The sequence below is a fragment of the Nitratidesulfovibrio termitidis HI1 genome (genome assembly GCF_000504305.1).
GTDB lineage: Bacteria > Desulfobacterota > Desulfovibrionia > Desulfovibrionales > Desulfovibrionaceae > Cupidesulfovibrio > Cupidesulfovibrio termitidis.
The window spans coordinates 1,661,480-1,684,612 of the sequence record NZ_KI632512.1 but is presented as its reverse complement, the minus strand read 5'-3'; the positions used below and the strand labels follow the sequence as shown (position 1 = coordinate 1,684,612).

Annotated in this window: 25 protein-coding genes and 1 tRNA gene; 4 read left to right on the top strand and 22 right to left on the bottom strand. The window is 64.6% G+C overall.

What is annotated here, in order from left to right; translation table 11 throughout:
- Positions 1 to 458: 458 nt before the first annotated feature.
- The 3 genes from DESTE_RS06895 to DESTE_RS06885 all read right to left on the bottom strand — a co-directional run bounded on the left by DESTE_RS06895 (position 459) and on the right by DESTE_RS06885 (position 4,608).
- On the bottom strand, positions 459 to 1,460 hold the full coding sequence (locus tag DESTE_RS06895) for a UDP-glucuronic acid decarboxylase family protein (protein ID WP_035066359.1): 1,002 nt from the start codon (positions 1,458 to 1,460) through the stop codon (positions 459 to 461).
- A gap of 73 nt (positions 1,461 to 1,533) precedes the next feature.
- Positions 1,534 to 3,054: an L-seryl-tRNA(Sec) selenium transferase gene (gene selA / locus DESTE_RS06890; protein WP_035066357.1), complete on the bottom strand. Its 1,521-nt coding sequence runs from the start codon at positions 3,052 to 3,054 to the stop codon at positions 1,534 to 1,536.
- 45 nt (positions 3,055 to 3,099) lie between these two features.
- Complete coding sequence (locus DESTE_RS06885) at positions 3,100 to 4,608, bottom strand: bifunctional folylpolyglutamate synthase/dihydrofolate synthase (RefSeq protein ID WP_035066355.1); 1,509 nt, start codon at positions 4,606 to 4,608, stop codon at positions 3,100 to 3,102.
- Between the two features lie 379 nt (positions 4,609 to 4,987).
- On the opposite strand from DESTE_RS06885, the gene DESTE_RS06880 reads away from it, so the two are divergent.
- A tRNA-Arg gene (locus DESTE_RS06880) sits at positions 4,988 to 5,064 on the top strand.
- Between the two features lie 68 nt (positions 5,065 to 5,132).
- Here DESTE_RS06880 and DESTE_RS18195 read toward each other — a convergent pair.
- Positions 5,133 to 5,651, bottom strand: a complete 519-nt coding sequence (locus DESTE_RS18195; RefSeq protein ID WP_198015338.1) for a hypothetical protein — start codon at positions 5,649 to 5,651, stop codon at positions 5,133 to 5,135.
- Here DESTE_RS18195 and DESTE_RS18190 point away from each other — a divergent pair.
- Positions 5,650 to 6,150, top strand: a complete 501-nt coding sequence (locus DESTE_RS18190) for a DUF4875 domain-containing protein (protein WP_198015337.1) — start codon at positions 5,650 to 5,652, stop codon at positions 6,148 to 6,150. The two genes, DESTE_RS18195 and DESTE_RS18190, sit on opposite strands and share 2 nt — an antisense overlap.
- A 297-nt stretch (positions 6,151 to 6,447) precedes the next feature.
- Positions 6,448 to 7,689 carry a Fic family protein gene (locus tag DESTE_RS17580; protein ID WP_084559394.1) on the top strand — a complete coding sequence of 414 codons (1,242 nt, stop codon included), beginning with the start codon at positions 6,448 to 6,450 and terminating at the stop codon, positions 7,687 to 7,689.
- Positions 7,690 to 7,740: 51 nt separating this feature from the next.
- Here the strand turns inward: DESTE_RS17580 and DESTE_RS06870 are convergent, their stop codons facing one another.
- From DESTE_RS06870 to DESTE_RS06845, 5 genes are all read right to left on the bottom strand, one after another.
- Positions 7,741 to 8,295 (bottom strand): hypothetical protein, encoded by a 555-nt coding sequence (locus DESTE_RS06870; protein ID WP_035066350.1) that lies wholly within the window; start codon positions 8,293 to 8,295, stop codon positions 7,741 to 7,743.
- A 13-nt stretch (positions 8,296 to 8,308) separates the two neighbouring features.
- On the bottom strand, positions 8,309 to 9,772 hold the full coding sequence (locus tag DESTE_RS18350) for a phage tail protein (RefSeq protein WP_245590767.1): 1,464 nt from the start codon (positions 9,770 to 9,772) through the stop codon (positions 8,309 to 8,311).
- Positions 9,769 to 10,440, bottom strand: a complete 672-nt coding sequence (locus tag DESTE_RS06855; protein ID WP_035066348.1) for a phage tail protein — start codon at positions 10,438 to 10,440, stop codon at positions 9,769 to 9,771. The genes DESTE_RS18350 and DESTE_RS06855 overlap by 4 nt, the downstream gene beginning before the upstream one ends.
- A 140-nt stretch (positions 10,441 to 10,580) precedes the next feature.
- Positions 10,581 to 11,753 carry a baseplate J/gp47 family protein gene (locus DESTE_RS06850; RefSeq protein WP_035066346.1) on the bottom strand — a complete coding sequence of 391 codons (1,173 nt, stop codon included), beginning with the start codon at positions 11,751 to 11,753 and terminating at the stop codon, positions 10,581 to 10,583.
- The gene (locus tag DESTE_RS06845) at positions 11,731 to 12,087 is read right to left on the bottom strand and encodes a GPW/gp25 family protein (protein ID WP_245590766.1); all 357 of its coding nucleotides are present in this window, start codon (positions 12,085 to 12,087) and stop codon (positions 11,731 to 11,733) included. The genes DESTE_RS06850 and DESTE_RS06845 overlap by 23 nt, the downstream gene beginning before the upstream one ends.
- Positions 12,088 to 12,213: 126 nt before the next feature.
- Here DESTE_RS06845 and DESTE_RS17935 point away from each other — a divergent pair, with 126 nt between their 5' ends.
- Complete coding sequence (locus DESTE_RS17935; RefSeq protein WP_156925287.1) at positions 12,214 to 12,597, top strand: hypothetical protein; 384 nt, start codon at positions 12,214 to 12,216, stop codon at positions 12,595 to 12,597.
- Here DESTE_RS17935 and DESTE_RS06840 read toward each other — a convergent pair.
- The 13 genes from DESTE_RS06840 to DESTE_RS06790 form a co-directional block, all read right to left on the bottom strand.
- Positions 12,496 to 13,203 carry a hypothetical protein gene (locus DESTE_RS06840; protein WP_035066342.1) on the bottom strand — a complete coding sequence of 236 codons (708 nt, stop codon included), beginning with the start codon at positions 13,201 to 13,203 and terminating at the stop codon, positions 12,496 to 12,498. The two genes, DESTE_RS17935 and DESTE_RS06840, sit on opposite strands and share 102 nt — an antisense overlap.
- Positions 13,190 to 13,990: a hypothetical protein gene (locus DESTE_RS06835; protein ID WP_035066341.1), complete on the bottom strand. Its 801-nt coding sequence runs from the start codon at positions 13,988 to 13,990 to the stop codon at positions 13,190 to 13,192. The genes DESTE_RS06840 and DESTE_RS06835 overlap by 14 nt, the downstream gene beginning before the upstream one ends.
- The gene (locus tag DESTE_RS06830) at positions 13,990 to 14,535 is read right to left on the bottom strand and encodes a hypothetical protein (protein WP_035066340.1); all 546 of its coding nucleotides are present in this window, start codon (positions 14,533 to 14,535) and stop codon (positions 13,990 to 13,992) included. The genes DESTE_RS06835 and DESTE_RS06830 overlap by 1 nt, the downstream gene beginning before the upstream one ends.
- Complete coding sequence (locus DESTE_RS06825) at positions 14,532 to 16,877, bottom strand: phage tail tape measure protein (protein WP_035066339.1); 2,346 nt, start codon at positions 16,875 to 16,877, stop codon at positions 14,532 to 14,534. The genes DESTE_RS06830 and DESTE_RS06825 overlap by 4 nt, the downstream gene beginning before the upstream one ends.
- A 7-nt stretch (positions 16,878 to 16,884) precedes the next feature.
- Complete coding sequence (locus DESTE_RS18185; protein ID WP_198015336.1) at positions 16,885 to 17,022, bottom strand: hypothetical protein; 138 nt, start codon at positions 17,020 to 17,022, stop codon at positions 16,885 to 16,887.
- A 47-nt stretch (positions 17,023 to 17,069) separates the two neighbouring features.
- Positions 17,070 to 17,426 (bottom strand): DUF6848 family protein, encoded by a 357-nt coding sequence (locus DESTE_RS06820; protein ID WP_035066338.1) that lies wholly within the window; start codon positions 17,424 to 17,426, stop codon positions 17,070 to 17,072.
- Positions 17,427 to 17,568: 142 nt separating this feature from the next.
- Positions 17,569 to 18,879, bottom strand: a complete 1,311-nt coding sequence (locus DESTE_RS17930; RefSeq protein WP_156925286.1) for a hypothetical protein — start codon at positions 18,877 to 18,879, stop codon at positions 17,569 to 17,571.
- A 157-nt stretch (positions 18,880 to 19,036) separates the two neighbouring features.
- The gene (locus DESTE_RS06815; protein WP_035066336.1) at positions 19,037 to 19,507 is read right to left on the bottom strand and encodes a hypothetical protein; all 471 of its coding nucleotides are present in this window, start codon (positions 19,505 to 19,507) and stop codon (positions 19,037 to 19,039) included.
- Between the two features lie 12 nt (positions 19,508 to 19,519).
- On the bottom strand, positions 19,520 to 21,208 hold the full coding sequence (locus tag DESTE_RS06810; protein ID WP_035066334.1) for a DUF2586 domain-containing protein: 1,689 nt from the start codon (positions 21,206 to 21,208) through the stop codon (positions 19,520 to 19,522).
- A 15-nt stretch (positions 21,209 to 21,223) separates the two neighbouring features.
- Positions 21,224 to 21,628, bottom strand: a complete 405-nt coding sequence (locus DESTE_RS06805; protein ID WP_035066332.1) for a hypothetical protein — start codon at positions 21,626 to 21,628, stop codon at positions 21,224 to 21,226.
- A 1-nt stretch (position 21,629) separates the two neighbouring features.
- On the bottom strand, positions 21,630 to 22,166 hold the full coding sequence (locus tag DESTE_RS06800) for a hypothetical protein (RefSeq protein WP_035066330.1): 537 nt from the start codon (positions 22,164 to 22,166) through the stop codon (positions 21,630 to 21,632).
- Positions 22,163 to 22,609, bottom strand: a complete 447-nt coding sequence (locus DESTE_RS06795; RefSeq protein WP_035066327.1) for a phage virion morphogenesis protein — start codon at positions 22,607 to 22,609, stop codon at positions 22,163 to 22,165. Before DESTE_RS06795 ends, DESTE_RS06800 begins: the two co-directional genes overlap by 4 nt.
- A complete protein-coding gene (locus tag DESTE_RS06790) occupies positions 22,609 to 23,040 on the bottom strand; it encodes a DUF1320 domain-containing protein (protein ID WP_035066326.1) in 432 nt (143 codons plus the stop codon). The genes DESTE_RS06795 and DESTE_RS06790 overlap by 1 nt, the downstream gene beginning before the upstream one ends.
- Positions 23,041 to 23,133 lie beyond the last annotated feature (93 nt).

Genomic DNA, 23,133 nt, shown 5'->3' with positions numbered 1-23,133 from the left:
AGACTCCCTGGCGTTCGAGGCTTCTTGTCTGCGCACACTCTGGCTGGACCTTTGCCACGCGACCTGACACCCCAAAAGGGCTGGGGCTACCTGCATGCGGTGATACGCGTCCGCAGCCGGAGATCGCCGCCGGAGGCCTTGCGACGGCGGAAGCTCCGGCGTTGCGGATGCGGGCCGCCGTGTCCGTGGGGCCGGGGCACCCATGTGGGGTTCAAAGGAAATGTGATGTGCGTAGAAGCGTGTGACGCCGGGCTTTGGCGGCGGCACATGCGTCGCGGCGAGCGCCGGGGGACCAGGGGGCGGAGCCCCCGGAGCGCGGGGATGCAAGGGGCCATCGCTTAATGGCCCCTTGCCCGCCGGAGGCATAACGAAATCGAGGGTGCTCAAAAAGGCAGAACTGTCTTCGTAGAGGCCGTACCCAAGAGCGCGCGACCTCTCTTTTCCCTCACGTAATGACGTTACACCTCCGCCCCTTCTTCCCGCCGCGACCTCAGCAACCCCTCGAAATACTCCACGGTCTTCCGCAGCCCCTCTTCCATGCTCACCTTGGGCTCCCAGCCCAGCTTTTCCTTTGCCTGCGCGATGTCCGGGCGGCGGCGGCGCGGGTCGTCCTGCGGCAGCGGGCGGAAGTCGATGGTCGAGCGCGAGTTGACGAACTCGATGATGATCTCGGCAAGATTCAGGATGGTGCGCTCCTCGGGGTTGCCGAGGTTCACCGGCAGGTGCGCGTCGTCCGCGTTGTCCGGGGCGTGCATCAGCGCGGTCAGGCCATCCACCATGTCGTCCACGTAGCAGAACGAACGGGTCTGGCTGCCGTCGCCGTAGATGGTGATGGGCTTGTCCTGCAAGGCCTGCAGGATGAAGTTGCTGACCACGCGGCCATCGTTGGGGTGCATGCGCGGCCCGAAGGTGTTGAAGATGCGCGCAATGCGGATGGGCACCCCGTGCTGGCGGTGGTAGTCGCTGAACAGGGTTTCGGCGCAGCGCTTGCCCTCGTCGTAGCACGAGCGCGGGCCGATGGGGTTCACCCGGCCCCAGTAGTCTTCGGTCTGGGGGTGGGTTTCCGGATCGCCGTAGACCTCGCTGGTGGAGGCTTGCAGGATGCGCGCCTTGACCCGCTTGGCCAACCCCAGCATGTTGATGGAGCCGTGCACGCAGGTCTTGGTCGTCTGCACCGGGTCGAACTGGTAGTGGATGGGCGACGCCGGGCAGGCCAGATTGTAGATTTCGTCCACTTCCACGTAGAGCGGAAAAGTGATGTCGTGGCGCAGCAGCTCGAAGCGCGGGTGGTCCTGCATTTCCTGCACATGGTCGCGCGAGCCGGTGAAGAAGTTGTCCACGCACAGCACTTCCGCGCCCCGATCCAGCAGGCGGCGGCACAGGTGCGAGCCGATGAAACCCGCGCCCCCGGTGACCAGGATGCGCTTGCGGGCCAGTTCCTTGAATTCGCCTTGCTGCATAGGGTCTCCTATGTCGGCAGCCGGTAGGGCGGCCTGTGGGATGGACAGTTGGGCCGGGCCGTATGGGACGTTGCTACCCGCGTCGGACGCGCGGCGGGCGTTTGCCGGGCCGCGCCGCAACGGGTGCGCCGGGCAGGCCCAACGCCTGGGCCAGCGCGGCGGCCACCAGGGGAAATTCCGCATCGTCCAGGGTGCGCGGGTCCAGCCGGAAGGTGTCATCCTCCAGCCTGCCGACCAATGGCGGATCGGTGTCCAGCAGCCGTTCCTTCAACGCGGTGGCGGAACCGCCTGTCGGGGCCACGCTGACCAGTGTGGTCGGAAGGTCGCGTTCCGGAAAGGAGCCGCCCCCCACCCGCGACACGCCGGGGGCAAGGCCGATGGCGGCCGCATCGCCCAGCGCGGTGCGCAACCGGGTTGCCAGCTTGCGCGCCCGCCGGGCCAGTTCGTCTGCCGGGGCGGTCATCATGCGCAGGGTAGGCACCTTGCGGCGGGCCAGTTCCGGGTCCAGGTACAGGCGCAGGGTGGCCTCCAGCGCTGCCAGGGTCATCTTGTCGATGCGCAGGGCGCGGTTGAGCGGGTTGCGCTTGATGCGCGCGATGATCTCGCGCCGCCCCACGATAAGCCCGGCCTGCGGGCCGCCCAGCACCTTGTCGCCCGAAAAGCTGACCACGTCGGCCCCGTCGGAAACCACCTCGCGCACCGTGGGTTCGCCATGCAGGCCCCACGGGGTGAAGTCCAGGAAGCTGCCGCTGCCAAGGTCTTCGATGACCGGCAGGTTGCGCGCCCGGCCCAGGGCCACCAGTTCCGCCAGGGGCACTTCCTTGTGGAAGCCGGTGATGCGGTAGTTGGAGGTGTGCACCTTCAGCAGGGCCACGGTGTGCTCGTTGATGGCGTTTTCGTAGTCGCGCAGGTGGGTGCGGTTGGTGGCGCCCACCTCGCGCAGCACCGCGCCGCTTTTCTCCATGACTTCGGGGATGCGGAAGCTGCCGCCGATTTCCACCAACTGCCCGCGCGAAACCACCACCTCGCCGCCCTTGCACAGGGTGTCCAGCACCAGCAGCACGGCGGCGGCGTTGTTGTTGACCACAAGGCCCGCCTCTGCCCCGGTGACCTTGCACAGCAGTTCTTCCACGTGGGAGTAGCGGCTGCCGCGTTCGCCGGTGGTCAGGTCGAATTCGAGGTTGGAATAGTTGGCGCAGGCCTCGGCCACGGCGGCGGTGGCTTCTTCCGCCAGCAGTGAGCGACCGAGGTTGGTGTGGATGACCACGCCGGTGGCGTTGAGCACGCGGCGGAAGTGGGGGCGCGCCGCACGCAGCACATGCGCGATGAGTGCGGGCAGCAGCGCCTGCGTGGAGAGGGCCGCGGCGTCGGTGATGTCCCCGGAGCGGATGGCCTCGCGGCACTGATCAAGGAAGGCATTGACCAGGTCGCGCAGCAGCGGGCGCGGCAGCGCGGCCAGGTCGGCCACGTCGGACTGTGCGAACTGCGCGGCCAGGCCGGATGCGGCGGGCGTTCCCGGCCTGGCCTGTTCCGGATGTGCCAGGGCGGTGAGCAGGGCGTCCATGGAGGGCAGGGACCGGAACAGGTTCGACACGTGGGGCTCCTTGCTGGCGATGCGGCGAATGCGGGGCGAGGCCTGTCAGTTGCCGGAGTGCGGCGGCCCGGGAGGTGTTGCCGGGGCGCTGTCCGGATGCGTGTCCGGATGTGCGCCCGGTGGCATGTCTGACGAATCCACAGGCACTTCGCAGGCGCTGCCAGCACCCCGCGATTCCAGACAATCGGGCCGAAGTGTAAAGAACTCGCCGAGCAAATACAAGGAGCCGCACAACAGCACCGGACCCTGCGGGGCAAGGGCGGTGGCCTCGGCCAGCGCAGCGGCCATGTCCGGCACGGCGCGGGCGGTGGAGCCCAGCAGGGCGGCCAAGTCTTCGCCCCGCGCGGCGCGGGCGTTGTCGCGGATGGTGGGCACCAGCACGGGGGCACCCCCGGCTAGGCGGCGCACCTCTTCCGCCATGGCCACAAGATCCTTGTCGGCCAGGCATGAGAAGATCACCACGACGGGGCGCACGCACTGGTCAGCCAGCGCCGCTCGCAGGGCGGCCAGCCCGTGGGCGTTGTGGGCACCGTCGATGGCAAGGCGCGCGGGCAGGGCGGGCATGCCGGGTGTTTCAGGGATTTCGGAAGCGTTCGGCGCGCCCGTTTCGTCCGCCCCATCTGGCTCATCTGGCCCGTCCGGCCCATCTGGCCCATCTGGCCCATTTGCGCCGTGCGGTTCGGCGGTGGGCCGTTCCACCCATTGCAGGCGACCGGGAATCCACGCCTCGGCCAGTCCCTGGCGCACGGCGTCCTCCTGAGATTCCCATCCGTTGGCCTTGGCCAGCGTGGTCCATGCAGCCAAAGCCACCAGCGCGTTGGTGCGCTGGTGCGGCCCGGCCAGGCCCAGTTCCACCTTGGCGGGCAGTTTGGCCACGTCGTCGGCATCGTGCAGGGTGGCGCCGCAGGCGTCCGCCGCCGCGCGCAGTTCGTCCATGGCCTCCGCAGGCTGGGGCGCGGTGACGGCGGGCACGCCGGGGCGCAACGCTCCGGCCTTGTCGGCGGCGATGGCGGCGATGGTGGCGCCCAGCACGCTTTGATGGTCCAGCCCGATGGGCGTCACGCAGACCACGTCGGCGGCCACAGCGGTGGTGGCGTCGTGCGCGCCGCCAAGGCCCGCCTCCAGCACGGCAAACTGCACGCCCGCCTCGCTGAAGGCCAGCAGGCCGAGAGCGGTAAGGAATTCGAAATAGGTCAGCGCATCGCCGCCCGCCGCCATGATCCGGTTGGCCAGACCCGGCCACTGATCGGCGGCCAGCATGGCCCCGTCGATGCGGATGCGTTCACGCGGGGTGACGAAGTGCGGCGAGGTGTACAACCCGGTGCGCAGCCCGTGTGCCGTGCCGATGGCGGCCAGAAAGGTGGACGTGGACCCCTTGCCGTTGGTGCCCACCACCTGGGCCACGGTGAAGGGCGGCGCTGCGAGGGACAGCGCGTCCAGCACGCGTTCCATGCGGCCAAGGCCAAGGTCCATGTGGAACATGCCCAGCCTGTCCAGGTGGGCTTGTACGTCGTCATAGGTGGCGAAAGGAGATGCAGAAGATGCGTATGTCATGATGAGCGTGCCTGTAGAAGGGGCGTAAGCGCGCCCGGCATCCGGCCATGCGGAAGGGGCGCATTTCTTTCGGTAGGACGCCGGAGGGGGCGCGTCAAGCGGGGGGACGGATTGCGTAGGCAAGGCAGGGGTGGAGAGGTGGCGTGCTTTCGGGCGGGTAGGGTGCCGGTCCGGATGGCGTAGGGTTGCGTAGGCGGATTGCCCGGACGCCCGGAGCAGGACCATTATGGAAATGACGTAATGGCCCGGTGCGTCGGTGGTGAGCCGGACGGATGGCCTGCTCCTGTATGGCGACCGTGCGGTCCATGCCCTTGCCGTTGCCTGCCCGTTGCCCTTGACCGGCGGCACTGGCTCGGCTAGAAAAATCCCCTCTCGTCACGCGCCCGTAGCTCAGGTGGATAGAGCAGGAGCCTTCTAAGCTCTTGGCCGGGGGTTCGAATCCTCCCGGGCGCGCCAAAATTAAATCAAGTGGTTGGATGATAAAAAGAGCTTTCCAGAATAGGGTTGAGAAAATTTTTCCAACCCTATTTCCAACCTTGGGGATATGAATAGGAATGTGAGTCGTCGCCATAGTTGAGAAATTTCGTCATGTGAGTTGAGAATGGTCGGTTCTCAAGTTGGGTGACAGGCATTGTGGTTGCTACGCGCGGGCGCGTGGGTGGGGCTTGGGCAGGGTTGCCCTGGCCCCTTTTCGTTGTGTATGTATTGGTGAGTATATTCAATGCGCAACGGGGAGGGTCCATGTCCGCTGTGTCTGCCGTGTTCACATTGTTGGCCGGGGCGGCGATGTTTGCCGCGCTGGTGGGACTGTTCAAGCCTGCGTTGGTCATGCGGTGGGGTAAACCTACGCGCGTGAAGGCGTTTCTGGTGTATTTCGGATTGATGGCCGTGCTGTCGATGGGCATCGATGCACCGCCGAAGCCGTCATCCATCTCGGCCACGTCGCCTGGTTCTGCATCCGCCCCTGCATCGGCGGCACCGGCCAGTGTAGTTGCGGCGCTACCTGCTCCAGTGCCGTACATGCTGGTGTCGTCAGAGGACATGTCCGGCGGATCCCGCAAACGCTGGCGGTATCGCATCGTGCCTGCGGATGCCGACCAGTCCGAATTTTCGCGGCAGAACATGGCAGCCACGGTCATTGCGGCGGCCAAGCACTACACCGAGACGGGCGGGGCCGCCCTTGTGCAGGTCATCCTTGAATCGCAGGCCAATCGGCGGCCACATGCCGCCACCCAGCTTGCCACGGCGGAGTATTCGCCGGACGGCAAGGGCGCTGGCGGCGATACCGGCAAGGTCTGGCGCGTGACGGCGGGCAAGCGCGGCACCACGACGCAGGAGCGCGAGATGGCCAGCCTGTGGGGTGAGTTGCGCGGCCACTACCAGAAGGACGGTTATACCGATGAAGATGCGCTGCGCGCCGCCATTGCCAAGCGCATGGAGATTTCCCCCGGCGAGGTGAAGTTGCCGCGCATCCTTCAGGAAGAGGTGCCCCTTTCGCCGGACCAGCTTGCGGCAGTCCCGTCCACCGGCCCCGCGCGGTAGTTTTCTCCCCTTATCCATTCGCCCGGTAGCCCCCGGCAGGTTCTCCCCTGCCGGGGGCTGTGCTTTGAGGCTGGTTGTCAGAAACGGCCCTCGAATAGCCCATCTCACTATATTGTTAAGTGTTTTTGTTGCGAGAATACCGTCTGGATACGACAGCAAAGCATTCATTTGATATTTCCATCAAAGGTTACTTGACATAGACAACATCCGAGACATAATTGTGGACATCTAAATAGACAAAAAATGCGACAATATTTGATCAAAATACTGTTTTTATTTAAAAAAACGAGGACAATAATGGCAAGAACATATGAAAAAAGTCACCCATGGCTGTCGTTTAGCGTGGACATGAGCAGAGCCAATCACAATGTTCTTATGCTGCTGGGAGAGGCTCAATCGAAATGCGAGCACATTGCTGGGGTTCCTCTAAAGCCCGATGTCGAGGACGAACTCCACAGGCTCTATCTGGCGAAAGGGGCGCTAGCGACCACCGCCATCGAAGGGAATACGCTATCTGAGGAGCAAGTATTACAACAGATTGAAGGTAAATTGGACTTGCCAAGATCTAAAGAGTACTTGCGGCAAGAGGTTGAAAATATTGTTAATGCCTGCAATGTAGTTGCAACTCGGGTCTTAAAGGGCAACTCAGACTGCCTGACGACGCAGGAAATATGTGAATTTAATAAATTTGTATTAAAGGATCTCCCGCTTGATGTGGGCGTTCATCCTGGAGAGATTAGACAGCATAAGGTCAATGTGGGGCGATACATCGGTGCCCCGCCGGAGGATTGTACATATCTTCTCGATAAAACATGCGAAATGCTTAATGACTCTAGATTTTCGCTTGGCGATGAGTGGACTACCGCTTCTGGCATTCTAAAGTCAATTGTCTTGCATATATATATAGCGTGGATACATCCATTTGGAGATGGAAACGGTCGAACTGCGCGCCTGCTTGAACTAAAGACATGCATCGCTTCGGGCGTCCCAACGCCAGCGGCCCAGCTACTTAGCAATCATTACAACGCGACGAGGTCGGAATATTACAGAAAATTAACTGAATCAACTGATAGGAGATGTATATTTCCATTCATAGAGTATGCATTGCGTGGATATGTTGACCAATTAGCAGAGCAGCTATCAAGAATAAGAGATTACCAATGGACAGCAATGTGGATAAACCATGTTCATGAAAAATTTAGAAACCAACCTTCAAAAACTGCAACCAGAAGAAGAAGGCTTGTTCTTGACCTTACGGATGTAAAGAAGGACGATGGATGGGTTGGGTTGAACGAAATAAAAACGATAACTACAAGAATTGCACTTGAATATGCTAATTCTACATCAAAACTTGTGAGCAGGGATATAAACAGTCTACTTGAAATGAATTTAATAGAAAAAGATGGGCGAAGGATTCGAGCAAGCAAGCAAAGTATATTGGCATATCTTCCCGAAAGAAGCCCAAGATGCAGCATTTCAAGACTTCCAAATAAGGCGCAGAATAGCGACGGGAAGCTCGACGAACATACGCCAATATAACACAAAAAACATTCTTGTTGAGCCGATTGCAATTGCAATCGGCTCAACAAGTTACGTGGGATAGCTGACCACAATGGCCAGCACGGCGGCCACGGGTTCCACACCGGCCTGCGCGGCCAGCAGGGCCTGTTCCAGCGACACGCGGCGCGCCGTCAGCATGTCCACCAGATATTCCAGCCCCTGCGGGTCGGTGACGGCCATCAGGGCGGACCCCACGGCCACGCCGGTGGCGGTTGCCTCCGCACCGGCCAGCACGCCCGCAAGGGCCGTGTCATACCCGGCGCGGATGGCTGCCTGCTTGCCCGCCACGACCTCGGCCAACGCGGGCGGCGGCATTGTATCGGTCCACCCGGCGGGCAGCGGTCCCATCGCTGCCACCGTGTGCGGGGTGCCATCGGCCAACCAGCCATCGCGGCCCCGGTGGTCCTCAACAGCCACCCAGGCATCGCCCTGGCGCTGCCAGCGGTGCCATGCGGACGGCAGCGGCGTGTCGGGCGGGCCATCGGAATAGGTTTGCGCGGGCAATCCCTGCCCCGGAAACCGGTCGGGGATATCTGCCTGCCCGGTGTAGATGCCCTCTGTGTTGGTGTTGTGCACGGTGATCATTGGTGACGGTCTCCTAGACGAGGATAATGGCGTTAGCTACGGGACCAGCGGGACGGGAAGTGGGAGCTACCGGCCCAACGCGCGCGGTATCGAAACCAAGGTAGTCTCGTGAGTCGGTTGCCGTACTCGCGTTTATGCGCGGGCCGCTGACAGTGCCGACGGTAAACGGGCCTGACCCTGATGGCCCCATCAATGTGCCGATACTAAATCCGCCGATGATTCTTCGCGCGGCGTCCCTTTGCCAATCGCCCAAAACACGCCCGGTCACCGTCGCTTCCACGCTGGCCCCTGTCGCCGTGCACGCCATCGACAGCGTCACCGTGGTGCCCGCCACGCTCACCACGGTAGCCCCTGCGGGGATGCCCGCACCAGACACGGACAGACCGGGATAAATTCCGTCGCTGCCGGTGTAGGGGGTGGTCAACGTGCCACCGGCGCTCAGGTTGTTGACGATGGTAATGTTGGCGCTACCTGCCGTGGTGCTGACCAGCACCGTGGATTTGGCCCGCGCGGCACCCGCATCCAGCACCTGCGGATAGCCGCCGCGCCAGTCGTCCAGCTTGATGTACGTCCCCGCCACGTCGCGCACGCCACCAGCCGTGCAGCGGTACCAAGCGGGTGCCCACGCATTGTCCCCGACCGGGCACAGCACGCGCGCCAGCCTCGGATACGTCGTCAGCGACACCACCGCACCGTCCAGAGGCAGGCCCAGCGGCAATCCATCCGCCAGAACGGGCACGGTGAGCGACGGCCAAAGGCGGACGGTACCCGCCTGCATGTCGCGCAGGGCGGCCACCACATCCACTGAAGCCAGCGCTGCATCCAGTTGCGGCGGGGAAACATACCCGTTCCCCACCCCGGCCTCGACATCCTCGTCCGTGGCCCTGCGCACGAAGCCCGGCGTTTCCTCCGTGGCATAGGCATGCCCGTGGGTGGCCAGCGCCTCAGCCAGCGCATCCAGCCGCCCGGCGTGCGCGTCGGAAGCCGCATCATGCCCTTCCACCACCTGCGTCACGTACTGGCGCACGTACTGCTGGGTGGCCATGGCCGCGCTGGCGATGGTCAGGGTCACGGCGGCGGAGTTGGTCAGCGGCAGGCGGATGCGTTCGGTCACTTCCACCGCCGTGCCCTCGGCTATCAGCGGCTTGTAGGTTTCCGCGTGCGGCCCCACGGCCACCATGTCGCCCGCCTCGTCGAACAGGCCCCATTCGCGGATGAAGAACCCGCCCACGTTGAAGGGCAGCACCACGTCGGCCACCACCTCGGTGGGGGCGTCGGGGTTGACCATGACGGCGTTGACGTTGCCGCGCCACTTCTCCGCCGCAAGGCCGGTCCAACTGGGCGCGGGCGCGGGCACGCTGCCCCCGCCGTCGCCCACGGCAATCTGCCGCAGCACCAAGGGCGCGCCCCCGGCGTAGGCCGCCGCCAGCTTTTCCAATCCCTTCGCGGTCCAGATGCCTTTCAGCTCATCGCTCATGACGTAACCTCGCGTACTTCGTGTCGGACGAAAATGTATTGCACGGCCACCACCCCGGCTTGCAGCGGGGCGGGCGGGAACGGCGCTTCGGAACCGGTGGCCACCACGTGCTCGACCACAACCGATGTGGTCAGCACGGCCCCCAGCGCCAGCGGGGCCGCGCCCTGACCGGTGAACTGCACCAGCCCCACCACCGAGCGCGCGGGCTTGTATTCGTTGACCAGATCCAGCACGGCCTCGATGTCGGCCTGCCCGAACAGCGCGGGCGGGTTCAGCAACTCCACGTCGAAGTGCGCCCACAGCTCGGCGTTGTGGTCGCGCAGGTTGCGCACCCTGCCGCCGGGGTAGCCGTATTCCTCAAGGATGCGCGGCAGCCCTTCCACGGTGCCGCCCATGGCGTGCCAGGCGTAGGCCCGTTCCACCCGGCGGCGGTGGCGCTCGTCGTCATCGTGCCGGGTGCGCGGCGCGCCGCGCGATGCGCCGTAGCCCTGCATCAGCGCCTGTTCCGCCGTGGTCACGATCCACTGGTCGCGCGTCCAGCGGATGTCCTCGCGCACAGTGTCCAGGTAGTCGGCCAGCCCGCGTGCGATGACGGCCAGCGGCCCCGGACGGAAGATCCACGGCCACGCCAGCCGCTCGCGGAAGTATGACCAGAACAGGCCCGCCATTTACGCGTCCTCCAGATGCCGTCCGCCCGCATGTCCTATGCGGGACGGTCTCTCGCTTGCGGGGCAAAGCCCCTGCGGCGCTCGCGCTGCGCGGCTGGCCGCCGTCCTGGCGGCCCTGACTCCGGCCTGCTGCTTGCGCATCACGCCTCCGTCACCCAGCGGGCGGTCACGGTCAGGCTGTTCAGGGTGGCCAGCCCGTCGGCGGGAATGTCCACGTCGCCGACCGGGCTGGCCCAGTCGATGCGCTTCACCCCGGCGATGGAGACGATGCCCGCCGCCATGCGGTCGCGCACCACGTCGTGCCCGATGCCGAAGGCAGGCACCTCCCGCTGGTCGCCCTCGAACAGCGCCTCCACCCACGCGCGGGCGGCCAGCACCGTGGCGTCCGCGTCGCCGGAAAGCAGCTCCAGTTCCATGGTCACGTCCACGCCCACCGGCGCGGGGGCCTTCACCACCACGTCGTGGTTGATGCGGATCTGCGTGGCGATGGCGGCGCGCACCGCCTGCAACAGCTGCTCGGTGGGCTGGCCCGCCGCGCCCTTGACCACCACATCCACGGTGCCTTCGCCGCGCGGGTGCTGGTCGTCCACGTACACATCCACCACGCCGGTTATGGACAGGGCCGCCGCCTTGTACGCGGCGCTGGTGATGCCCGCGCGCGCCTGCCACGCCAGCGCGTACCGGCGGCGCAGCAGGGCGTCGGATTCCGCGTCGGCCCCTTCCTCGGCCAGCCAGCCCGCCGCGTTGCTCACCGCGCCGATGCCGGGCACCGGCGTGGCCAGTTCCACGATCTGGCCGGGGGCTGCATTGGCCGCCGCGCCGTATTCCTCGGCCCGCGCCATGACGGCCACCGCACCGGCCCCGGCGGGCAGCACCGCGTCGGCCTCGGTGACGTAGCGGTAGACCATGCCCCGGCCATCCGGCAGCGTGCGCACGATGCGCCCGGCGGGGATGCGCACGTTGGGCGTATCCGTTCCGCCACTGGCCGACGTGGCCGCCCGGTGGAAGGTCACCGTGCCCCGCGCCTGCGTGGCCTGCTTGCGGGCCAGTTCGATCTGTTCCGCGTGCAGGTCGAGGAAGTCGCCGGTGGCGTTGGCGGGCACGGCCTGCTGGAACACCTGCTCCAGCAGTTGGTAGAGCTGCCACAACCCCCACGCGAACAGTTCGATGAGGCCACGCGCGATGCCCTTGTTCAGGTTCAGGCGCTGCGGCAGCCAGCCCTGCGCGGCGTACTCGTCCTGCACGGCTTCCATGCGGGCGTAGATATCCGCGCGGATCTGCTCCAGCGATTTAGACAGACGCAGGGTCGACATCCTTCACCACCAGTTCGCGCACGGACTTGTCGGCGCGCAGGATGAGGTTTGAGGGCTGGTCCTCGCCGATGAACGTCCAGGATACCTCGGCCTGCACGGTGCGCTCGTCCCACGTGAAGACCGTGGTGCGCACGCTGCCCACCTGCACGCGCGGGTCCAGTTCCACCCGCAGGGTCACCTCCGCCTCGAAGGCGATGCGGGCACCCTCGGTGTTCTCCTCGAAAATCCAGTCGTGGATCAGGCTGCCCCAGCCCTGGTCATAGAAGAGCGAACCCAGCCGGGTGAACAGGCGCAGGCGGATGTCCTGAAGGCCCGTTTCCACCCCTTCGGTCATTATAAATTCTCCACTGGCGGCAACTCGCGCTTGGCCTGTATCGTCGAGGGCGATATCTTGGCCCCACATTTCGTTACTGCTCATTTCAAAACGCACCTTTCAAGATTGCTTGATATGGAGAATTTTATGAGCGACGATGAAAAACATTCTAAGTACACCATAGAAACTTTTTGTGAGGAGTCCTTCACTTCGGAAGGAAAAACTAGGTCTACAAAAAAGAGGACTATAGAAACTGTTGAAGGACAAGCAGCAACTGATGTTGCAAATGCTGTTATTGAGATCAAGAAAGAAGAATCCAAAGAGAAAATCGCAATAGCTAAAAACATTGGCACAGAGGTCGCAAAAGGTGCAGCATTTGGAGTAGCAGTCGGTGTCGGTCTAGGGGTACTTTCGTGTTTCTTCGACGACTCAAATGACGCCACCGCTTCTACTCCCGGAAAAGCTGTTACCGCTGACAACGCTGTCGCCATTGACGACAAGACTTCCGTTGATAAGGAGTCTGCCAGTTAGCGTGCGGTCCGCGTGCTCGCTCACCGTGCCCTTGCCGCCGTCGTGCCCTTCACCCGTCACGTTGCCGCGCTGGATGATCTCCGGGGCCTGCAAGGTGATGGAGCCCGCCGCTTCCACGATGGCGTTGCCGCCCACCTGCACCAGCCAGTCCGCCGGGGTCGTGGACACGATGCGTTTGCCGGTGTCGATGCGGATCTCCACACCCTTCTCAAGTTGAATGACGAATTCGCCCACGGCGGCCAGCGGCGCGCCGTGCCCCTGCCAGCGGATGTTGCTGATGCGCGGGTAGTTGGGGTCGCCGTCGTAGTAGGAAAGGTCGCACAGGGTGCCTACCACGGGCGGGCACACCACGCCCCGGTCCGGGCCGCCCCACAGCACCGGCAGTTCCACGCGCGGCACCACCGGCTCGGCTTGGTCGTCGGTTTCGTCGTTGCGCAGGGGCTGCACGTCGGCGTAGTAGGCCCCGTCGCTGGCGTAGGCCGCCACCACCCGCGCCTTGCGGGTCACGCGGTAGTAGTGGCGCAGGTCCGGCATGCACAGCTCCACCGCCCGGCGGATGAGTTGCAGCAGGTTGGCGCTGTTCGCGCCGCCGTTACCCCCAGCCATGGTCCGCTCCGTACCGGATGAACGTCCTGTTGCCGCCGGGCGTGAGCACGTGGCGCACTTCCTGTGCGCGAAACTGCCCGCTGACGCCGCGCCGCGCATCCTCCAGCCGGAACGGCATGGAGTGGGCAAGGCCCGCCAGCAGTACCGATTCCACCTCGGCCAGCGCGCCCGGCGTGGTGGCCACCTCGTGATTGATGAGGTTTTCGCCGGTGGCCACCGTGTACAGGGGGCCGGGTTCGTCGCCCGCGCTCCAGCGCAGGCCGTCGGCCCCCAGCCACAGGGCGTGGCGCGAAAGGTTGTGCCCGTGCCCGCGCTGGATGGATTCCGCCAGTTGCCGCACAGCGCGCCACAAGGGCACGGTGGCGAACACCATGTGCGGCAGGGTCACGTCCGGAATTTCCACGGCGGCCACCGCCAGCCCGCTGCGGGACAGGATGCGCCGGGCCACCGCGTCGGCGGGTTCGCCGTGGAAGGATTCGGTGATGGTGGTGCGCGACAGGGCCAGTTCCTGCCCGGCGGCCAGCACGGCAACCGCGTCCGGCCCCGCTGGGCGAAAGCCGTCCACCGTGCCGGTGAACTGCTGCATGGGGCCGCCCCGGTAGCCGAAGTTCAGCGAGACGGGCTGGCCCACAGCCAGGGCGGCCCGTACCGAGCCGTCCGGGTCGGGCAGTTCCACCTCGGCCCGCGTGATGACCGCGCGGCGGCGGCTGACCACCTCGGCCCGTGGGGAGCACAGCACTTCCAGCCCGCCCATCCGCACGATGATGTCCACGCCGGTGATGTCCATTACCTGCTGCCTCTCGCTTTCCTGCCCGCCACGTCCACCAGCAGCGATGCCTCCTGCTGCGGCGCGGCGCTGCTGCCCTGTGCAGCGGCCTCTGCCGCGCGCGGGGTCTTGGCCCCGGCCTGTTCCACCCGCACGATGGGCGGCACATGCTCCACGAAGGCCAGCGTGGCTCGCAGGGTGTCGTCGGCGTCCGCCTCCTCGCTTTCAAGGCGGCTGAAGACCACCCGCCGGATGCCCCGCGCCAGCAGGTGGCGGTTTGCCACCTCCAGCACCTTGGGGTTCGTGCGGCTGTCCGTGCCCCGGAAGGCCCCGTTGATGGTCTCCAGCCGGTCGTAGCAGGTGGCGTCGTCGTCGGTGAGCAGGTCGAGGGTCAGCGTGATCTCGGCGTCTTCCCACCCGAGGGGGGTCTTCCGCTTGCCGGATACGCCGTCCACCTTCTGCTCGTCGAAGCGCACGGCGCAGGCCACGCGCTGGGCACGCAGGATGCCCGGCAGGGCCACCCCGCCAAGGCGCACCACGCCATCCTCGAAGGTCAGCATGCTCATGCGGCACCGCCTTCCGGCACTCCGTCGTACTCGGCCACAAGGGCCTGCAATTCGGACACGAAGCCCTGCGCGTCGGACACGCCCGGCAGGCTCACGCTGCCGATGTGGATGGTCACCCCGCGCCCGCCGGTGCGGCCCTCGCGGCCCTTGGCGGGCGTTACGCCCACCTCGGCCATGGCTTCCAGCGTGCCGGGGGGCACCGCCGCGCCCAGGGCGTCATCCAGTGCGGCGTTAAGATCCGGCGCGGCGGCCTGCATGCCCTCGCCCATGGTGGTCAGGGTGGCCCGACCGGATGCGGTCAGCGTGGACAGCGGCCCCGCGTCGGCATCCGAATGCGGCAACAGCTTGGCAATCAGGTCCATGGCCCCGCGCACGGCTTCCATGGGCACGGCCAGCATGGACTTGATGCCGTCGGCAAAGGTGCCCAGCAGCGCCGCCCCGGCGTCGAACAGGCTCACTCCGTTGATGAGGGCGAGGAAGAACTGCACCACGCCCGCCGCCATTTCGATGGGCGCGATGAGCGCGCGCACGGCAATGGCCACCCCTTCGGCGGCACCGGCCACGAAGGTGCCCAGCACCTCGCCGAAACGCTGCCAGCCGGAGGCATCAGTGGCGGCACCGGCCCCGAACAGGGCGGCGGTCATCCTGCCCAGCGCGTCGAAAACCTGCCCCAGCGTGGCGGCAATGGCCGAAAACGACGGCCCAAGGATGTCGGCCATGCGCTGGCCCACCGGGGCCACGGTATCCACCATGCCGGTGAGGAACTCGCGGATGCGGAACACCACGCGGGCCACGGCGGTCACCAGTCCTTCCAGCCCGGCGGCGCGGATGTCCGTGGCCAGTTGGCCGCGAATCTCGCCCACGCCGTCGGTAAGGGTGGCGAACACGGCAGCCACGCCCCGGAACACCAGCGAGATGCGCGACCACCAGCTGTCGATGGTGTCGGCCATGCCGCCGAAGTTGGTGCGATAGGCCACGTACAGCGCCGCGCCCACGGCGATGAGCGCCCACATGGGCCACGACAGGCCCAGCAGCGCCGCCTTGAGCGGCCCAAGGGCCTTGGCCAGCATGGGACCGGCGGCGGACAGCAGCCAGATGGCCCCGGACAGGGCCGTGGCGGCCACCACGGCGGTGGCGATGCCCGCCAGCAGCTTGAGCGCGAATTCCCCGGCCACGGTCTGCGCCGCGCCGCGCAGCATGTCCACGAAGCCGCCCACACCTTCGGCAACCCGCCCGATGACCGGCAGAAAGTAGCTGCCCGCCACGATCATCAGCGCCTTCATCTTGTTGCCCAGCAGGATCAGCGTGTTGGCCGTGGTCTTGCTGCGGGTGTCGAATTCCGCCTGCATGCTGCCCGCATAGGCCGAGGCATCGCCCACCAGCTCGAACGCCTGCGTCAGGTTGCCCATGTTGGCCAGCAGCGGGGCAATGGCCCCCAACGCCTCTTCACCGAACATCTCGGTGAGCAAGGACATCTGCAATTCCCTGGGCTTGTCGGCCAGCGCCTGCAACACCTTGAAGATCGTGCCTTGCGCGTCGGTCTGCATGTCCCTGGCCATCTGCGTGACCGAAAAGCCCAGCGAGCCGAAGGCCGCCTGCGCGTCCTTGCTGAGCGCCGTGCCCTTGACCAGCGTGGACGTGAACTTCTTGAGCGCCGTGGACGCGATTTCGGGCGAGGCCCCGGCGGAAAGGAACGCCGCGCCCAGCGCCGCCACCTGCGTTTCCGCAAGGCCCGACGCCATGCCCACCGCGCCCACGCGCTGGATCACCTCGCCCAACGCCGGGGCGGTGGCGTTCATGTTGTTGGAAAGGTGGTTCACCGAATCCGCCAGCGCGTAGACGCGCGGCAGCGACAGATTCATGCCCGCCCGCCAGTCGGCCATCATCTTGCCCGCCTGGTCCCCGGTCAGGTCGAAGGCCACGCCCATTTTGGCGGCCTGCTCGGCGAACTCCGTCAGGTCGGCCTTGGCCACGCCGCTTTGCGCGGCGGCGGCCACGATGGCCGCCAGCCCGTCCGCCGCCATGGGAATGCGGGTGCTCATGTCCAGGATGGTGTCGGACATGGATTGCAGCTCGCCCGCACTCTCGAAGTTCACCACCTTGGCCACGTCGGCCATGGAACTCTCGAAGGCGATGGCCTCTCGCGCGGCAAGGCCCAGCGTGCCCAGCAGCACGGCGGCGGCCACGGCAACCGGAGCCATGGAAATGGCCAGCTTGCCCATGCGCCCGCCAAGGCCGTCTGCGGCCTGCGCAAGCTGCTTCATCCTTGTGGTGATGAGGCCGAGCGGGCCGGAAATCATGTCCTGCAAGGACATGGTGGCGAAGACGCTGAACACTTCCATGGCGGGCCTATGCTTTTGCTCGTGCGCCCATGATGTGGGCGAGGGTCTTGATGTGGCGTTCTTCCAGAAACAGGGCCTGCGCGACCTGCCCGGCCCAGCCTTCCCAGTCGTCGGCGGGCTCGGCATGCAGCCAGTGACGGATCATGGCGTCATACTGTCCGAGCCCGCCGAGCCGCTGGCGGGCGGCGTCGATCAGTTTCCCAGGTCGCCGAGGCCCACCGCCTTGATGAGCGCACTGCTCATGGTGGTGACAAGGCCGGGGTAACTGTCTGCGTCGGCGAGAAACCGGGCGCGGTCGTCGGGGTGGATCACGTCCAGAATCAGCGCGCGCGACGCCTGCGCGGGGTTGCGCGCCGCCGTGGACTGCAACCGCTTGATGTGCGTGGGCGAGGGCTTGGCGAAACGGTAGGACACGGCCACTTCCGTGTCGGCCCAGCGATCGGTCCAGCTGTGCTCGAACGCGGCATAGGCACGACCGGAAGGGGCGGCCCCTTCGGTGTCTGCCGGGGTGGCGGAAGCGGTCTGCGAGGTATTGGCGGGGTCGGACATGGTGCCTCCATGCGGGTTGGCGTTTGGGCAGGTGAACCTGCTACGCCGCTACCCTAGCGGAGGCCGGAAGGCGGGGCCGGAGGCAGTGGGAGATATGCGGGGAAATGAAAAGCCGCCCCGGAGGGCGGCGGAAATTTCTCTGTTATTTTGTATCTGCCATTTGCTTGCTTAGTTTTTTTCCGTCGCACTCTATCTCTGCTCCCTCTGTCTTTAGTTTTACTCTTGAAGCAGTGCCCAAGAGAGCAGATGCAAGCATGTCCGCAGGGTGCTGGATTTCAGTTTCTTTCTTTGAAACATCGGCAGAAAACATGTTTCTCGTTAATCCTTCCATAAGAAGATCAGGTATCTGTCCGTATTGGTACCGATTCCATTCGAGGGCAGTTTCAACAAGCCAACTTGCCCTGTCCATATCAAGCTGGAATTGCTTGGATTTGAATTCAGCGTCAGCATGTTGCGAGAACCATGCGTTCATCCAACGCAAATAAAAAATCAGAATTGCTGCCGCACCTGCGGTCATTGTTAATTGTTTTATTGATGTAAATATAACGCTCCAAGCAGTTGGAGATTTAAAATATCCCCCTTCGATAGCAGCTGCTTCGGAAAACTTTGAAAGAACGGTACCCCATGCTGCGTTGTTGTAGAATAGCATCGCTCCTAAAAAAATAAGTGCAGATATGCATAGGGCATGAATTGCGATTCTTTTATTTTGCGTCGAAGTCGTTAAATTGAAATTCTCTGATCTGTTCTTGATTTCATCAAGAATCCCTTTGTGTATTTCTCGTCGTGCTGATGTATTATCAAGGCTGTTTATCTCTTTGGCTCGTGCATCAAGTTCTCTATTTCTTGATGCTAATTCAGCAAATAATTTTTTCCTTTCTTTGTCAAGTTCGATTGATTTGTCTTTAAATACTCCTGTGAGCTCTGTTTCTTTTTCAGAAAATTCCTTTTGCAATCTATCAAAAAAAGAAATATTTTCCTGTGTTAAATTAGAAAGCATCAATTCCAATCTACGCAATGATTCAGAATGAACAGCATATACACCTTGAATATCGCCGCCAGATGAACTCTGTAATTTTCCAATATCAGGAGTTTTTACAGCTTTTAATTCATTTTGTAAGAATATTAACCCTTCAATAAATAATTCAATGTTTGGCTTTGTGTTGTGTTGTATTTCATAATGAATTCTATCAAAAAAAGGATGCGGTGATTGTTGGTCTTGAGTTCGTGTTATGTTAATTGATACGCCAGCATGAAATAGGATCAAATGATTTATCACCATGCTGTCAGAATTTTTTATCAGTTCAAAAATTGGCCCTGATTTCGGAATGGATACATAGCTTCCACTACTTATAGACGAAATACTGCTCCCTTCGAAGTTTTCAACAAATCTTTCACATACATCAATCCATACAGCATCCGTTTGGCGTGAAATATATATAATAGTGGTAGACATGTCCGCACTCCGGTTAATTTTGTCTTCACATATCAAACAGTGCGGGCAATTAAAAGCCATGCGCAATGACTCAGGGGTAATTTTCAACAAAAGAGGATGGTTACGACGAGGCCGGGTTTCCCCGGCCTTTCTCTTCTCCCTCTGTCCTTCCCTCCTCTTACCCCGTCAAACTGCTCACTTTCCGGTCCACCTTGGCGGGCACGCCGTTCCACAGGATGGGCGAAAGGATGGTGATCTCGCACTTCACCTGCCCGGCGTTGTCGTCGCCCTGGGCGGACGAGGTGTCGTGGCTGGTCACCTTGCACGCGGGCAGGGTGTCTACAATGGTGGGCTGGTCGCTGTTGGCGTAGCTGACCACCACCGGGAACGGCGTGTGGTCGTAGATGCCGCCCGCGCCGGAGCTGGCCAGTTCCTTCTTCAGCCGCTCGAATTCGTCGCGGTCCAGCGTGAACGATCCCGACGCCTCGTAGTTCTTGCGGCCATAGCCGCGCGGGGTGCCCCCGCGCCCGTAGCGCGGCTCCACGCCCTGGCCGTCCTTGTAGCTGATGTCGGTGATGCCCACCGTTTCGCCCTGCGGCAGGCGCACGGTGATGTCTTCCCAGTCGTAGTTCTTGCCGTTGATGGCCATGATGCATGCCTCCTAGGCTGCTGCCGTCAGGCGCGGGTCGAACGAACTGCCCGCGTAGGCGTAGTTGGCGAACAGCCTGATCTGCCGGATGATGGGGATGCCGATGAGCGTGGTTTCCACGGCCACCCCGTTGTTCACGTAGTCCTGCCCCGGCGGGATGGCCACCACGTAGGCGGCCAGCTCCGGCGGCACGGCGGCGGTCATGGTGGTCAGCGCGGTTTCAAGGTTGGTGCGCAGGTATTCCAGCCCGCCCGCGTTTTCCGGCACCAGCGGGTCGCCCAGTTCGTCGTACATGGATTTCAGCGCCGCGATGCGCAGCTTGCGCACGGCCTTGAACACCACGCGCAGCACTTCCTCGTACTGGAAGTCGCTGGTCACCTCGGCCATGGTGCGCGAATCGCCCCAGTAGGCGCTGCGCAGCCCGGCGTAGATCTTGGCGGTAAGAAAACCCGCCTTTTCCAGCGCGGCCTGCACCGCCTCGTTCCAGCCTTCGGGCAGGGTGCCCTGCGTAATGCCCCCGTCGCGCACGCGCCCGGTGGCCCGCTGCACGGGGATGGACAGCACCCGCCCGGCCTGCAAGCCGCCCCAGTTGCGCAGCTTGCGCTGGCCGGTGGCATCGGCCACCTCGCCGTACTGGGTGCATACCTGCACGAAGCGCCCGGCAAACGCGGCCCGCTCGGCCAGCATGACGGCTGCCCAGTCGTTGATGTCCTCGCCGTCGCGGGGCAAACGGCCTTCCATCTTGAAGTAGGTGGGCCGGTGCAGGTTCCACAGCTCGTCGGCCTTGGCCTGCGCCGCCGCCCAGTCCACCGGGTCGGACGGGCCGACGATGTGTACGAACTCCACGTCGTACAGCTCCAGCGGGCGTTCGATGGCGGTCATCACGTCCACGATGGACGGCACCGGGGCCTGCAACGTGGCCGTGTAGGTGGTGCCGCCCTGGTAGTCGCCAGCCGGAAAGGTGATGGCCACCCCGGTGTCGCCCGCCGTGGCCGCGCCATCCACCGGAATGGTGCGCACCGCGCCGTAGTTGTCCCCGCCGTCCAGCGACAGGCGGTAGGTGCCCTCGTTGCGCGCGCCGCCGCCGACCACTTCCAGCACCAGCTGCGCCTCTGCCCTGGGGGTGCCCGCCAGCGTGATCTGCGGGCCGCCGCCGATGCGCGTTACCGGCCCCACCGCCGTGCGCACGGTGAACCGGTAGGCGGTGCCCGCCTTCAGCTCGCCGTCTTCGGGAAAGGTCAGGGTAACGCCGGTGGCCGCAATGGTGACCTGCGTTGCCGATGCCTGCTGGCTGCCGAACGTCGCGCCCCCATCCGGAGAGATGCGCACCGGCGCAAGGCCCACGGCCCCGTCGGCCACCACTTCCACCACCACGTCGGCGTTGGCCTGCGGCACGCCGCTGGTGGCGCAAACTGCGCCGGGGCCGCTTTGCCGTACCGGCGAGATGTACCCGGCGGGCTGCCCGGCCACCGGCACGGCGATGACCACGGGGTTCTGCCCCCCGGTGGCAAAGATGTCGCGCAGGGCATCCACCAGCGGCCCCACGCCCAGCAGGCCCGCAAGGTCGCTGCGTTTGCCCAGCAGGTAGCCCTTGCCGGGCTGGCCCCCGGAGCACACGCCCACGATCATGGCCGTGCCGTCCACGCCGCCGGGCGCAAGGCCCGACGTGCCGTCCACAAGATATTCCAGTACATCGCCCATGGTGCCTCCTTACGGCTAACGCCCGCCCTGCGGACGTGCGCCCAGCGCGGTCAGGGCCGCTTCGTAGGTTTCTGCGGCAACGCGCTTGCCGGGCTCCCAGCCCTGCATGCGCGCCAGCGCCGCCTGCTGCCAACTGGGCACGCGGTACAGCGTGGCCAGCTCGTCCAGCGAATGCAGGGTTGCCGCGGGCTGGTCCTGCCCCGTGGTGGCTGCGGCGTCATCGCCATCGGGCGCGCTGGTGGCATTTTCGGCGGTGGCGGCCTGTTCCTGCCCCGTGGAGGCGGCCTGCTGGCCGCCCTGCTGCTGCGTATCGCTGGCGGTTGCCTGCGTCTGCGCGGTGTCGGGCGCGTCCTGCGTCGTTGCCTTGTCCGTCTTGTCCTGCGTGCTTTGGGTCGCGCTCTTGGTCGCGGTGTTGGCCATGTCAGTTGCCTCCTCCCACGTGGGGAACGATGTTGATGTCGGTAAGCAGGCGGACCTCCTCTTCGGTGGCCACCCGCCATGTGAAGTCTATGGTGAACAGGCGCGAACGCTTGATGAACGGGGCCACCACAGCGTTGCCCACGCGGCGCTCGGCGTAGCCCTGATATTCCGCCCGCTGCACGCGCACCGCCACCCACAGCCCCCGCGCATCGTCCAGCCCGCGCGGCAGCGCCGCCACGAAGGCCGGGCAGAAGCCGTCCAGCCATGCGTCGTCGTCGGCCAGCACATGGGCCACCACGGGCAGGCGCACGGTGTACAGTTCGCGCCTGGTGCGCTGGACCGGCGGGGCGGCTGTCACCTCGCGCCGCCGGTCCAGCACGCGCCCGGTGCGGGCGAATGTTTCCGTCAGGTACTGCACCTCCACGCGGGGGCGTGGCAGCGTGGCATTGTCCTTCACGCTCTGGCCGGTCACCCGGTCGGCGGGCAGCCCGGCGGCTTCCGCCGCCTGCCGGATCACCTCGTGCGCCAGCGTTCTCATCCCTTTCCTCCGAACGCGGCGGCGATGTGGTTGGCCAGCAGGTCGCCCACTTCGGCCCTGTCCTCGGCGGAAATGCCGATGAACGGGCGGGCGGGCATGGTCACGGCATGGTTGCGCCCGGTCTGGCCGCCTTTCTGGTGGATGGCCGCGTATTCCACCGACGTGCCCACCAGAACCGCGTCGGTCGTGGTGGCGTAGCCGATGGAGTTGCGCAGCCGGGCGGTATCCACCAGCGTCACGCCGCCTTCCTGCTGCGCCCGCGCGGAAGGATCCCACGGGTCGCCTTCCGGGCTTTCCCCGTCCCGGAACCGCTTGACCGTGGACGACACCAGGGTTTCGCCCACGGACCGGAGCAGCCCGCGCCGGTCGGCAAGGCTGCGCGCCGCGCCGCCCACCACCCGGTCCAGTCCGCCCCAGTTCAGGGTCACGCCGGTCTTGCCCATCAGAACCTCCTGAGATCGAACAGCGGGGGCCGGGTGACCACGGCCACGCTGGCTTCCTCGCGGTCGGGGTTCAGTTCCACCGCCGGGGGCGGCAGCTTCAGCCGCCCGTCCACAAGGTCGTTCAGCATGGTGGTCACGTGCTTCCACTGCCGTTGCAGCGGAATCCATTCGTTGTCCGTGCTGCCCTCGGTATCCACCAGCGAGGTGATGGCCTGCACGATGCGGTAAGCCGCGATGACCGAGGTGATGTAGCGCAGCAGCTCCGGCACCTCCGGCAGCGGGGTGACATAGCGCCACACCAGCATGCCCGTTACCTCTCTGGACACGGCGGCGATGGTGCGCTCCACGATGCCGGGGTTCTTCGCCTCGGCCACGGCCACGTAGTCGGCCAGCAACAGGTCTGTGATGTGTTCGCGGGTGCAGTATTCCATGGCCGTTCCGGGTGTTTCAGACTGGTTTCAGACTAGTGTGAGGGGTTTGGCGCGGGCCTGTGTGCGGTCGCCGCTTTTCCGACGGGCGGGAAG